The organism is Bifidobacterium sp. (genome assembly GCF_022640935.1).
In the GTDB taxonomy this organism is placed as follows: domain Bacteria; phylum Actinomycetota; class Actinomycetes; order Actinomycetales; family Bifidobacteriaceae; genus Bifidobacterium.
Window position 1 is genome coordinate 47154 of the sequence record NZ_JALCCV010000003.1, and the last position, 13632, is coordinate 60785.

Sequence of the window (13632 nt, forward strand, 5' to 3'; positions counted from 1 at the left end):
AATTTCGTAAGCCGGTTTGGTAGTCTTACAGAAAATAACGAAATCGGCATGATGCGATAGAATAACATATTTGAAAGCCGCACGGTTCGCGGCGGCTTGTGATGACGATTGGAAGAAAAACACATGGCATTTGGCACCGAGCCTAATCCGCAGGGACTGGCGAAACCCACGATCGACAATCTGATGGAGCACGCGGATTCCAAGTATGCGCTCTCGATCTTCGCGGCCAAGCGGGCGCGTCAGATCAACTCCTACTTCACCCAGCTCAACGAGGGTCTGCTGCAGAACGTCGGGCCGCTTGTGGAATACAAGAACCAAGAAAAGCCGCTGTCTATCGCTTTCCGCGAAATCAACGAGGGCCTGCTCGAAGAGACGCTCGGCGAAGACGATCTGAGCGAAGGCAACTGACGCCCGCCTGCCGCATCCGTTTCAGCCCATCGTCTCGATAAACGATGAGTCCGGGCGGCATGTGCCACCGGCTAGGAAATCCTCGCGGTTATAACGCATTCGCTCCGGCCCGCGACGCGCAACAATCAGCGCGTCGCGGGCCGGAGCGTACTATATGCGGCAAGACAAGCAGCTGGGGCGAGGCATGCGCCCGTCCATGCGACCCGGCGGACGGCAAGGCGGAACTCCATCACATGGAGCAGGGGGAATGTATGGAACGTCGGCTGATTTCGGCGGAATCCGTCACCGAGGGACACCCGGACAAAATCTGCGACCAGATTTCGGACGCCATCCTCGACGATATGCTGCGACAGGATCCGCATTCGCACGTGGCTGTGGAGACCTCGGCCACGACAGGCCAGTTCTTCGTGTTCGGCGAGGTGACCAGCGACGGATACAGCGATATCCAGAACATCGTGCGCTCGGTGGTGCGGGGTATCGGCTATACGAGCTCGGACATCGGGCTGGATGCGGATTCCTGCGGCGTGCTGGTCTCGCTGACCGGGCAGAGCGCCGAAATCAACCAGGGTGTGGAGCGGCTGAGTCGCGAGACAGCAGCATCGCGCGAAGAGCGCTACGCAGCCCAAGGCGCCGGCGATCAGGGCGTAATGTTCGGCTACGCCTGCGATGAGACGCCTGTGCTCATGCCGCTCCCGATCTATCTGGCGCACCGGCTGGCCTACCGCTTGGCCCAAGTGCGCAAACAGGGCGTCATCAGTCATCTGCGTCCGGATGGCAAGACGCAGGTGACCATCGAATATGACGGGCAGGACCGTCCGGCGCGCGTCGACACGGTGCTCATCTCCACGCAGCACGACCCTGATGCCGACCACGACTGGTTGCTGGGCCAGCTTGCCGAACATGTCATCAAGCCGGTGCTCGACGACGTATGTGGCAGGAATCTCGAACACGACGATTACCGGGTGCTGGTCAACCCCACCGGTTCATTCGTGCTGGGCGGGCCGGCAGCCGATGCGGGCCTTACCGGACGCAAGATCATCGTGGACACTTACGGTGGGGCGGCGCATCACGGCGGCGGCGCGTTCTCGGGCAAGGACCCGAGCAAGGTCGACCGCTCGGCCGCCTACGCCGCACGCTGGGTGGCCAAGAACATCGTCGCGGCCGGGCTCGCACACAAGGTCGAGGTGCAGGTCGCGTATGCCATCGGCGTGGCCGACCCGGTCAGCGTCAACGTCGAGACCTACGGGACCGAGGCCGCAGGCGTGACCCGCGAGCAGATACAGATCGCAGTGCGCAAGGTCTTCGATCTGCGCCCAGCCGCCATCATCGACGAGCTCGACCTGTTGCGACCCATATACCTTAAGACGGCCGCTTACGGGCACTTCGGCCGCACCGATCCCGATTTCACCTGGGAGCGCACCGACAAGGTCGAAGAGCTCAAGGCCGCGCTGCAGTGATCGAACGGTTCGGCCCACGCTTTTCCTGGAGCGCGAAAAGCGTGGGCCGATTCCTTGCGCCCCTGGTGTAAGTCGAATCTTTACCGAATGCGAAATCGGCGCAGGCGCAGCGATGAGGGAGCTAGGCTGAAAGAGGGTTATCATCATGATTGGAGGCTTGGAATATGGCGGATATGACCATTGCGGACATGATCAGGCTGTTTGTGGACGACACCGGGCAGGTGAACGTCAGAGCCTTCGACGGCTCGCAATTCGGGCCTGAAGACGCGCCGTTGCATCTGGTCATCAGGAATTCGAGAGCCATTTACTACTTGATCGACCATCCCAACGATCTGGGCCTTGCCCGCGCCTATCTGCAAGGCGATATCGCTTCGTCCGAGCTCGTTCCCGGCGATCCCTACGAAGTGCTCAAGCGACTGGTCGGGCTTAAAGGCAGCCTGCACCGGCCTGACCCGATTGGCTTGGCCAAGGCGTTGGCCACCGTCGCCAAGCACGGCGTGAAGCACCCCGTGGCTCCGTCCATCGAGGGCCCGAGCAGGCTGCGGCGCATCACCGAAGGCCTGCTGCCGCACACCAAGGCCGGCGACGCCGCCACGGTGAGTTACCATTACGACCAGTCGAACGAGTTCTACCGCCTCTTCCTCGGCCCTTCGATGACCTACACCTGCGCGGTGTTCAATACGCCCGACGATACACTGGAAGAAGCCGAAGAACGCAAGCTCAATCTGGTTCTCGACAAGCTCGGCGTCAAGGCCGGCGACCGGCTGCTCGACATCGGCTGCGGCTGGGGTTCGATGGAGGTGCTGGCCGCTAGGCGCGGCATCCACGTACTCGGCGTCACGTTGTCCAAGAAACAGGTCGAATGGGCGCAGGACTGGATCAAACGCGAAGGTCTTGAAGAGTTGGCCGAGGTGCGGCTGATGGATTACCGCGATGTGCCGGAGGACGGTTTCGATGCGATCTGCTCGGTGGGCATGATGGAGCATGTCGGATTCAAGCATTATCCGTCGTATTTCAAAGAGATCCTGGGCAAGCTCAAGCCCAATGGCACGCTGCTTAACCATCAGATCACACGCACGCAGTCCACTGAGGGCAAAACCGCCGGTCAGTTCATCGACCGCTACATTTTCCCCGGTGGCGAGCTGGCCTCGCCCGGCGAAATCGAAACAGTGATCCAAGACACCGGCTTCGAGATCGTCAATCAGGAGAATCTGCGTCAGCATTACGCGCTGACCCTGCATCATTGGAACAAGAATCTGCAAGACCATTGGGACGATGCCGTCGCTATGATCGGCGAGCCGAAGGCGCGGCTGTGGGGCCTGTACATCGCCGGGAGCGCATTGAATTTCGAGCTCAACAACATCCAGATTCACCAGTTCCTGTGCGTCAAACCCGGCAAGACCGGGACTGACACGTACCCGCTGCGCCCATGGTGGGTGCGGGCTGCGAAGCGGTAGCCGACCCGGTCCCGGCATCCCCGGGATGAGGCGACGGATGGCGTATCCTCTATAGCTATGAGCCAATCGTATGCCGAGCAGCCGGCGCTTGACGGGCTTGCGCCCCGCAGGCACCGCAAGCATGCACCTGCGGGGCGCGTTCCGGCTTCCGAACTGCCCATTGCCCAGGTCGTGCTCGATGTGCAGGCTACCCATTTAGGGCAGACATTCGATTACCTTGTCGACGCCCGGCAGTCCGATGGCGCGCTGCCGGGCGCAATGGTGCGCGTGCGTTTCGGCAGCCAACGGGTCAACGGCATCGTCTGGAAGCGTGCCGAACGCTCAAACGTCTCCGCATCATCCTTGCGTTATCTTGAACGGGTGCTCGGGCCCGAACCTTTGGTGGGCGACGAGATGCGCCGCGATATCGCCTTGATCGCCGATGCGTATGGCGGTACGCGCGCCAATATCATACGAGTGGCCGTCCCAGCGCGGGTCGCACGCGTCGACAAGGAGCGGCAGACGGTCGTCGATTATGGCGAACGTTCCGCAAACCGTTCTGCTGCAGCGGTTTCTAGGCAGACGTTGGAAGCCGGGACCGAACAGTTGCGGCGCGAATACGACGAGGCGACGCGATTGCTCAACGCGATTGCTCAACGCGGCTTCGCCTCTTTTGTTATGGACGTGCTTCCCGGCCCTGGATTATGGGCTCGTGATCTGGCGACCATGGCGGCCGCTGCCTTGGATGCCGGCAAAGCCGCCGTGCTGGCCCTTCCCGGCATGCGAGAAACGCAGGATGTCGCCGGCGCGCTGCGTCGCATGGGCTTGAAGGCGTTCGACGCCGGCCGGCCGGTGCAGGGGGAATACCGGGGCGATTTCATCGTGTTGAGCGCCGCGCTGCCGCCGACCGAGCGCTATCGTGCCTACGCGGCGGCGGCGAGCGGTGGCATCCGCTGCGTGATCGGCACGCGCGCCGCCATGTATGCGCCGGTCGAAGGTCCGGCGCTGTTCGCGATAGTCGAAGATGCCGCTTATCAGAACGCCGACGGGATGATGCCGTACGCCAACGCGCGCGGCGTGATGCGGCTGCGCGCCGAGGCCCATCATGGCGTGTTCGTGGCAATGGCCAATGCGCGAAGCGCCCTGAGCCAATGGGAGGTCTCCAGATCGGGCGGCATGCGCTCAGGCGCAGACGGGCATGGCGATGGTGAATACGGGATTGCCGGACACGGTTCGGTTGAAAACTCCCTCGGCGGAGCAAGCAGGGCGGTTCATCCTTTGCCGGGCGTCATCAAGGACACGGCTCCATGGGTGCGGTGGCTCAATCGTGAGGAGCTCGCGCGCCTAGCCGATCCGACCGTCGGCTCGCGCGTGCCGCATATCGCCGTGCGGGCGCTGAACGAGGCGCTGGGACGCGGACCGGTGCTGCTCTCGATCCCGCATGAGGGCATCGGCGAGGCGCTGAGCTGCTCCCGGTGCAGGCGACAGTCCCGCTGCCCCAGATGCACAGGCCCGTTGATGCGCGGCTCTGACGGCACGCCGCGCTGCCGATGGTGCGGGGCGGCGGCGGTGAATTGGCGTTGCCCGCATTGCGACGCCGAGCGGATGCGGGTCGTGCGCGTCGGCGCCGCAGGCACAGCTGCCGAACTGCAAGGCCTGTTCCGAGGTGTGCCGATGGTGATTTCCAGCCCCAGCCAGCCCGGCGGCGTCATCGAGTGGATTCCGTGTCGCCCGATCCTGGCGATCGCCACTCCCGGGGCGGAGCCTAGGGTGCGCCCCGCCGGCGCACCCGAATCAAGCGGCGATACCGATCATGCGGCGGCAGGCAAATACAGCGCCGTCGCGATTCTGGACGCGTGGACAAGCTTGTACGCGCCCGGCGTGGATGCGCGTGTGGACGCGCTGAACGCCTGGATGAAGGCGATATCGCTATGCGCGCCGCGATCTAGGGGCGGTCAGGCGTTTCTGATCGGCGAAAGCGATCCCGTCTTGGCGCGATCGCTGGTGCTGTGGGATTCCTCGCTGCTGGCCGCGCGCGAAATCGAAGAACGTCAGCAGACAGGCTTGCCTCCCGCGCTGTCCTGCGCCTGTGTCTGGGGGCGGCGCGATGCCGTGATGGGCTTGCTGCGGCATCTTGGGATGACGCCGGACGGTGCGCACGCCATGGTCGGGGGAGCGACCGGCGTTGAAAGCCTGGAACTGCCGGCTGTGTTGGGCCCGGTGCCGATTGCTGCGCCCAAAACCATGGACGCGCGCGAATTCGAAGCCACGCGCGACCGTGTCAAGGCGGTTCTTAGGGTAAGCCCGGTCCGACGGGATTGGCTTGCTCGTGGCCTGAGGGACGAGATTGCCCGCCATGTCGCCGCGCGCGAACCGGGCGAATTGCGCTTCCAGCTCGACCCCAAGGATCTGCTGTAGGCGGTCTGCACGACGTGAAACCATGGTTTAAGAGTCGGCGGCACCATTTCCGCCCGCTATGCAGACGCGGAACGCCAGGCGCCGCATCATCACGAAGACCATAAGGAGAATGCTATGCGCGGATGGCCGGGAGACCCCGACATGCAATACGATACGGTTCAGGCGGAAGGCGAGGCCGCAGGCGCCCAAGGGCGGCCGGTGCGGGACGTGATTTTCGACTTCGGCAATGTGCTGTTGTTCTGGGACCCAGCTGCGGCGCTGGTACCGCGCTATGACCGTGCGACTATCGAACGCTTCCTCGACAACAGCGTCTCGGGCTTCTACGATGCAAATGATTTGATGGACGGCGGCGGTTCGATGGACGATGCCATCGCGATGATGCGCGCCGCGCACGGCGACACCTGGATCGGCGTCATGCGTTACTATCTCGAGCATTTCGAGGATTCGCTGACCGGCACGGTTCCCGGCGCACGCATGCTCATCCATGATTTGAGGGATGCGGGCGTCGGAGTCTGGGGGCTGTCCAACTGGCAGCGCGACACGTTCGGCATAGCGCAGGAGGTTTGCGGCATCCTGCATCAGCTCGATGATGCGGTCGTGTCCGGTTTCGTCGAGATGCGCAAGCCTTATCGCGGCATCTACGAACTGGCTGTGCGCCGCTTCGGCATCGACGCGCGCACCAGCGTGTTCATCGATGACAAGGCCATGAACATCATCGGCGCCAACGACGCCGGCTTGCGCGGCATCCGCTTCTCGGATCCGTACCGGCTGCGCGAGACGCTGATCGGATTGGGGGTCGGTATTCCGCCAGTGCAGTCGGTGCAGTAGCCCGGCGTAGCCGGAAGCCGGCGGGTTTGGCGGCTGTCGCTGCGCGGCGCTGGCGGGCGTGGGAGAATCTGCGTGTAGAGGACCCGGGGTATGTTGCTCTGTGCCTGCGTGGCTCCGCTGCGCGTGGCATTACCTTATGTGAGGCAATCGGATTCAACGAAGTATGAGGAACGAGGTCATTTGATGTTGCGACTGTTGTTTGCAGGTACACCTGAGGTGGCTGTGCCGGCGCTGCGCGCGTTGGCCAGCGATGCGGAGCATTTCGAGATAGCCGCCGTGCTGACCCGGCCGGATGCGCCGCGCGGGCGCGGCCAGCGTCTCGAGTCCAGCCCGGTCAAGCAGGCGGCGCTCGAGCTTGGCTTGCCGGTTCTCGAAGGCGACCCCAACGAGCCTGCGTTCCTCGATGAGCTGCTGGCAACCGGGGCGGATGCCGCGGCAGTGGTCGCCTATGGCAAGATCCTCAAAGAGGCCGTGCTCGATGCCCTGCCCATGGGCTGGTACAACCTGCATTTTTCGCTGCTGCCGCAATGGCGCGGCGCGGCTCCGGTCCAGCGGGCGATCTGGGCGGGCGACACACTGACCGGTGCCACAGTCTTCCGCATCACGCGCGGCATGGATTCCGGTCCGATACTGGCCCAGTCGACCACGGAAATTGGCCCGCACGAGACCGCCGGCGATCTGCTCAGCCGCTTGGCCGACGATGGTTCGCGACTGCTGGCCGCCACCCTGCAGGCCATGGCCGACGGTCAGATCCAGCCGGTCGAGCAGCCGCTGGGCGCCTACGAGATCGCCGAGAAGATCCGCACGCAGGATGCGCATATCCGTTTCGACGTGCCGGCTTTCGCCGTGGATCGGCAGATTCGCGCCTGCACGCCGAACCCCGGCGCGTGGTGCCAGGTGCTGGCCAATGCAGGCGACGAAAGTGGGGAGAACCCGGCGACCATGCTGCATGTGCTCGAAGCGCGGGCAGCTGACGATTCCGGTGCCGCCGACGGAGATGATAGCGTGGGCGACGATTCCAAGCACGGCAATTTCGCGCAACGGCTGGCGCCAGGAGAGTTGCTTGCCCGCAAATCCCAGGTATGGGTAGGCACCTCCTCCGCTCCGATCGAACTGCTGCGCGTCAAAGCCCAAGGCAAGAAAGCTATGTCCGCGGCGGACTGGGCGCGCGGGGCGCGACTATCGTCTGACGCGCATTGCCGCTGAAACATGCGGTCGCCGAGGCACGACCCTGCCGGGAATTGGCGTTGATCGCCAGCTGAGCTATTCGCCCAGCAGCGTGAGCACCAGTCGCAGATCATGCGTTTCGATGCAGGCGTCCGCTGCCTGGCGCACGGCAGGCTTCGCGCAGAACGCCACGCCGAGCTCCGCCTGCTCGAGCATGGGAATATCGTTCGCGCCATCGCCGACAGCCACGGTTTGACCCATCGCGATGCCCTCGGAGCCCGCCCAAGTGCGCAACGCCTCGGCCTTGGTCTGCCGGGTCACGATGTCGCCGGCAAGGCGCCCGGTGAGCTTTCCGGCATGCGTTTCAAGCCGGTTGGCGAGCCAATGGTCGAGATGCGCCGCGGATGCCAGCCGGTCGACGGTTTCATGGAATCCACCTGACACCGCCCCCACTTTCCAGCCGTGCCGATGCAGGGCATCGACGAGCTCGAGCGCGCCATCGGTGAAATGCGAATTGCGAAAGGCCGTATCAAGCGCCGATGCGTCAAGCCCTTGCAGGAGCGCGACGCGCCTGCGCAGCGATTGCGCGAAAGCAAACCCGCCAGCCATCGTGCGGGCGGTGATGGCAGCCATCTCTTCGCCAACACCGGCCAACGCGCCAAGCAGATCGATGGTTTCCTCCTCGATCAGCGTCGAATCCACATCCATGACAAGCAACCCCGGCTTGTCAAGGCTTGGTTTGTTGCGATACGACTGTGCTGGATGCGGCCTTGCAAGGCGCGGGTTGTCAAAGGCTTGCGAAGTTTGCGTATGCATCCCTCGATTCTGCGAAATCACTGGGACAATGGCTCCCATGCATATAATGACACTCGCAAACACGATCCCGTCATGCCCGACGACATCCGAGGGTCTGATCGGCGTGTTGACCGGTTGGCTGATCTCGCTCATGGACACGATCGGCGGCGTCGGCGTGGCTGCGGCCATCGCGTTGGAATCCATCTTCCCACCGATTCCCAGCGAGGTGATTCTGCCGTTGGCAGGATTCGCGGCAGCGCGCGGCTCGATGACCCTGCTGGTTGCGATCGCATGGTCCAGCGCGGGCTCATTGCTCGGCGCCTGGTCGCTGTATGGCATCGCGCGGCTGATCGGCTTGGAGCGCATTCATCGCGCAGCCGATGCGATTCCCGGCGTGTCGCGGTCGGACGTCGACAAGGCGAACAGCTGGTTCACGCGCTACGGCACATGGTCTGTGCTCCTCGGGCGCGTCATACCGGTCGTGCGGTCGCTGATCTCGATCCCCGCCGGATTCAACCGCATGAATTTCCTGCATTTCACCGGCTGGACGCTGCTTGGCTCGGCGGTGTGGAACACGATTCTGGTGACGGCCGGCTATCTGCTCGGCGACCAGTGGTGCTCGATTCTTGGGGTGCTGGGCGCGATGGAAGACGTTGTTATCGTGCTGCTTGTCGCGATTGTCGTCTTCCTTCTTGCGCGATGGGTGCGTAATCTGGTGGTGAGCAGGCGACGTTGAGGCAACGGCACCGAGCGAAGGCGGCGTGCAGTACATTTGGACACTGCAGGCAGATGGCGGGTGAAACCGCTCCGGCTAGGCGGCGCTGAACAGGCGACAATGAGTAGATAGCGCTGCGTAAACGGTGCTGAGTGAAGAGCGACAGGGGAGCGACAGTGATTGACAGCGATCGTGGTCTCAATGGCATGGCGACCGATCCTGGAGAATCGGCGCCTGACGAGGGTCCGGAGGCGGTGAACGACCGGCTTGCAGCCAAGAATCACGCGCTCGCCGCCGCGCTCAAACGGGCCGGCAAGGAACTGAGCAAGGCGAAGGCGCAGCTCGCCCAGCTGGCGCAGCCGCCGCTGAGCTATGCGACTATGGTCCGCGTCGACTCGGCGAACACCGACGAGCAGGGCGTGCGCCATGCCAGCGCCGAAGTGCTTGCGGGCACGAGACGCCTGATCGTTCCGGTTGCATCGAATGTGAACGCATCCCGGCTGGCCGCCGGCTGCACCGTGCTGCTCAACGAAAACATGGTGCTTGTCGAGCAGCGCGGCGTCGAAGGCTCCGGCATGGTGCGCAGCGTCACGCAGGTGCTGGACGACGGCCGGCTGGTGGTCGCCGACAGCTCGGGCAATGACGCGGTCCTGCGTCGCGCTTCGGCGCTGGCGCATACGAGCCTGTCGCCAAACGATCGCGTGATCGTCGATCCGGCGCAGCGTTTCGCGCTCGAGCTGCTGCCCAACGAGGACACTGCCGACCTTGTGCTCGAAGAGGCGCCGGGCGTCACTTTCGCCGACATCGGCGGGCTCGACGCGCAGATCGAACGCATACGCGACGCCGTGCAGCTGCCATTCCTGCATCGTGCCCTGTTCGAGCGCTACGATCTCAACCCGCCTAAGGGCGTGCTGCTGTACGGCCCGCCCGGCAATGGCAAGACGCTGATCGCGAAGGCCGTGGCGCACGCGCTGGCCGAAGGCGCCGGCACCGGCTCGGGTGTGTTCCTTTCGGTCAAAGGGCCCGAGCTGCTCAATAAGTACGTCGGCGAATCCGAGCGGCTGATCCGCATGATCTTCAAACGGGCCCGCGAACGGGCCCAATCCGGCCGGCCGGTCATCGTGTTCATCGACGAGATGGATTCGCTGCTGCGCACGCGCGGCAGCGGGGTCTCCAGCGATGTGGAGACAACGATCGTGCCGCAGTTTCTGGCCGAGCTCGATGGCGTGGAACGGCTCGACAACGTCATCGTCATCGGTGCCTCCAACCGCGTCGACATGATCGATCCCGCGGTGTTGCGGCCTGGGCGACTTGACATCAAGATCCGCATCGACCGGCCCGATATCGAACAGGCCAGACAGATCATCCTGCACTATCTGACCGACGATCTGCCGCTGGATCCGGCCAAGGATGCCGAGGTGCTGGCGGGGGTACTTGCCGGTGATATCTTTGCGCGCCAAGAGTGCCGTCATATCGCCGATCTGCGCGATGAGCAGGGCCGGTGGACGCCGCTGTATCTTTCCGGCGTAGTGTCGGGTGCCATGCTGCGCAACATCGTCGATCGGGCAAAGACCAGAGCGGTCAAGCAGTCCATCGTTTCCGGGGCGGATGTCCGGCTTGACGTGGGGCTGCTGGCCGCCGCGGTCGAGGAGGAGTATGCCGAGACCAAGGATTCGGTGCTGGACGCGGATCCGCAGCAGTGGTCGCGCGTCAACGGGGTGGCTGGCGGTCGCGTCGTGGCGTTGCAGCCGGCGGACCAGCAGCTGCGCGGGGACACGGCAGACGGCGCAACGCGGTCGCAGGAGGTGCTGCCATGAGCGTACAGCGCGTCATGGGGACCGAAACCGAATACGCGGTTTCGGCTCCTGCAACACAGCCATATGAGCCAGTGAGGCTGTCTTTCGCCGTCGTCGGTGCCGCTGCCGATCCGCGCACCGCGCATGTCCGCTGGGATTACGGCCGTGAAGATCCGGTCAACGACGCGCGCACCGGTCGCTTTCCCCGGACTCAGGCCCGTTCCGACATGCTGACGGACGAGTTCATCGGCGGGCTCGACAGCGCATCTGCACGCGCTCTGGTCGACGGCTCCCAACGTGATATCGCCAATGCGCCAGCGTTCAATGGCGCTCGGATTTATGTCGACCACGCCCACCCTGAATACAGCGCGCCCGAAACCTTGGGTCCCTTCGCAGCCGTGCGCTACGACCGTGCCGGCGACGCCCTGATGCTCGCGGCCGCGCGTCGCGCGAGCCGGCAGCGCGACCAGGATATCGTCCTGCACCGTAACAACGTCGACGGTAAAGGTGCGAGCTGGGGCTCGCATGAGAACTACCTGATGCTGCGCAACGTGCCTTTCGAGCAGGTGGCGCAGCTCATGACCGCGCATTTCGTCTCGCGGCAGATATATACCGGCTCCGGCCGGGTCGGACTGGGCGAGCGCAGCGAAACGGCCGGATATCAGCTGAGCCAGCGCGCGGACTACATCCATGCCGCGGTCGGCTTGCAGACGACTTTCGACCGTCCCATCATCAACACGCGCGACGAGCCCCACGCCGGGCGGCGTTACCGCCGCCTGCACGTCATCGTCGGGGACGCCAACCGCATGGACGTGCCTGAGGCCCTCAGACTCGGCACCACCAGCCTGCTGCTGTGGGCACTCGAACAAGCCGACGACCGGGGCATGGATCCGTCCGCCTTGCTGGCGAAGATCCGTCTGGCCGATCCGGTCACGGCGCTGCATACGGTGTCGCATGACCTGTCGCTTTCGGCCATGCTGGCGTTGGCTGATGGCCAAACGACGACTGCCTGGCAGCTGCAGACCATTCTGCTGTCCTTCGTCTATGAGGCGGGCGCGCGAGCCTATGACACCGACAGCCGTGGCGAGCCGCTCTGGCCGGACGTTGAAACCACCCGTATCATCGCGATGTGGAAGCAGGCGTTGGCTGATACGGCGGCGCTGCGGCACAGCGACGAGAGGCAGCGCATGGCCATGGCGGACGAGGCTTCACGGCTGGAATGGCTGCTGAAATGGCAGCTTCTGGAACGGCTGCGGCTGCGTCTCTCCTGTTCATGGTCGGACCCGCGCATCGCTGCGCTCGACTTGCGCTTGGCGGCGCTTGATCCGGCGATTTCGCCATGGGGAAAACTTTCCTCGCGCGTCGTGCGATTCGATGGTCCCGCGCAGCTGCAGCATGCGGAAACGAATCCTCCTGACGATACGCGCGCTTGGCTGCGCGGCCAACTGTTACGGCGTTATGGCGAGCAAGTCATGTCGCTGTCGTGGTCGAGGATCACCGTGCGCGACCCCGGTTCGCCAGGAGGCGCACTGAGTGTGGATATGAGCGACCCTTACCGCTATACCGCGGCGTTGTGCGCCGACGGGTTTGCTGACGAGGTTGGCGGCAGCGGTGGTGCGGCCGACGGATTCGGTGCCGAACGCGGCCGGAAAACGGCGGCGTCGGTGCTCGTGAACATCATGCATAGCAGGTAGAATCGGCTTGAAGCAACGGAAGACCTGCCGGACGTAGGGCGCGGCCATGGCAGTGCGTGCGAAGGTGAAAGATAAGCTTATGCATTTACGAGATTTGGCGATGAAGGTCGCCGGCGTGGCGCAGGATGCAGGCAAGTATGCGCTGCAGGACCAGCTGACCCCGCGCGACCTTGTCGCCGCCGTCACGCCGAACGGCACGAAGGCGCGCGAACAGGTCACTTCATATGTCGATGAACGCTTGAAGCGACTTATCAGCACGCGGCTGGCGATCCTTGAGCCCTTCGATGGCTTCTGGCAGTCGCGCCCCGCGCAGTGTTCGCCCGGAGATCGCTTCTGGTGTGTGAGCGGCATCGACGGCGCCATCAATTTCATGCGCAATATGGCCGAGTGGACGGTAACGATTTCGCTGTTCGAGTTCAACGACCAAGGCTCGGCCCAGCCAATCTTGGGCGTGGTGCATGCCCCTGCGCTTTCCTTGACCTATCTGGCGGCCAAAGGGCAAGGGGCGATACGTGTGCGCAGCTCGTCGGCCGGGGACAGGCGCGAGAAGATCATGCCCTCCACGACGGACACACTCGCCGGCTCCATCGTGTGCTATGGCATGTCGTATTTCCCCGAGGAATCCAAGCGTGCGCTGGACGTCGTCGCCGCCATTGCAGGTGGACCTGCCGACATCAAACGCGTGGGACCGACATCGCTCGACCTGTGCAAGGTCGCGGACGGCACCTATGACGCCTATTTCGAGCCCAATCTGCACCAGTGGGACGTGCCCGCTGTCTCCGCCGGCGCAGTCGTGGTCTGGGAGGCGCAGGGCAATCTGCGACAATGGAATGGCGGCATGATCCATTGGCGGCGCGAGAACGACGTCGTGGCTTCCAATGGACTGATCATCGAGGAGCTCCAGCCATACCTGCATCA

General features: G+C 63.9%; 10 protein-coding genes and 1 pseudogene. 10 read left to right on the forward strand and 1 reads right to left on the reverse strand.

What is annotated here, in order from left to right:
• The first annotated feature begins 123 nt into the window (after positions 1-123).
• From rpoZ to fmt, 6 genes are all read left to right on the forward strand, one after another.
• On the forward strand, positions 124-408 hold the full coding sequence (gene rpoZ / locus LKG04_RS01845) for a DNA-directed RNA polymerase subunit omega (protein WP_291759127.1): 285 nt from the start codon (positions 124-126) through the stop codon (positions 406-408).
• Between the two features lie 251 nt (positions 409-659).
• Positions 660-1865, forward strand: a complete 1206-nt coding sequence (gene metK, locus LKG04_RS01850; protein WP_291759124.1) for a methionine adenosyltransferase — start codon at positions 660-662, stop codon at positions 1863-1865.
• Positions 1866-2029: 164 nt separating this feature from the next.
• A complete protein-coding gene (locus LKG04_RS01855; protein ID WP_291759122.1) occupies positions 2030-3322 on the forward strand; it encodes a class I SAM-dependent methyltransferase in 1293 nt (430 codons plus the stop codon).
• Positions 3323-3379: 57 nt separating this feature from the next.
• Complete coding sequence (locus tag LKG04_RS01860) at positions 3380-5719, forward strand: primosomal protein N' (RefSeq protein ID WP_291759120.1); 2340 nt, start codon at positions 3380-3382, stop codon at positions 5717-5719.
• A 114-nt stretch (positions 5720-5833) separates the two neighbouring features.
• Complete coding sequence (locus LKG04_RS01865; protein WP_291759118.1) at positions 5834-6547, forward strand: HAD family hydrolase; 714 nt, start codon at positions 5834-5836, stop codon at positions 6545-6547.
• A gap of 183 nt (positions 6548-6730) precedes the next feature.
• The gene (gene fmt / locus LKG04_RS01870) at positions 6731-7753 is read left to right on the forward strand and encodes a methionyl-tRNA formyltransferase (RefSeq protein ID WP_291759362.1); all 1023 of its coding nucleotides are present in this window, start codon (positions 6731-6733) and stop codon (positions 7751-7753) included.
• Positions 7754-7810: 57 nt separating this feature from the next.
• Here fmt and serB read toward each other — a convergent pair whose 3' ends face one another.
• A complete protein-coding gene (serB, locus tag LKG04_RS01875; protein WP_291759116.1) occupies positions 7811-8530 on the reverse strand; it encodes a phosphoserine phosphatase SerB in 720 nt (239 codons plus the stop codon).
• A 37-nt stretch (positions 8531-8567) separates the two neighbouring features.
• Here serB and LKG04_RS01880 point away from each other — a divergent pair, with 37 nt between their 5' ends.
• From LKG04_RS01880 to LKG04_RS01895, 4 genes and pseudogenes are all read left to right on the forward strand, one after another.
• Positions 8568-9245 carry a DedA family protein gene (locus tag LKG04_RS01880; protein WP_291759114.1) on the forward strand — a complete coding sequence of 226 codons (678 nt, stop codon included), beginning with the start codon at positions 8568-8570 and terminating at the stop codon, positions 9243-9245.
• A 185-nt stretch (positions 9246-9430) separates the two neighbouring features.
• Positions 9431-11041, forward strand: coding sequence for a proteasome ATPase (arc, locus tag LKG04_RS01885; protein ID WP_291759359.1), 1611 nt, complete (start codon positions 9431-9433; stop codon positions 11039-11041).
• A complete protein-coding gene (gene dop / locus LKG04_RS01890) occupies positions 11038-12714 on the forward strand; it encodes a depupylase/deamidase Dop (protein WP_291759113.1) in 1677 nt (558 codons plus the stop codon). The genes arc and dop overlap by 4 nt, the downstream gene beginning before the upstream one ends.
• Before the next feature lie 79 nt (positions 12715-12793).
• Positions 12794-13630 (forward strand): annotated as a pseudogene (locus tag LKG04_RS01895) (inositol monophosphatase family protein); the annotation flags it as partial.
• Positions 13631-13632: the final 2 nt, after the last annotated feature.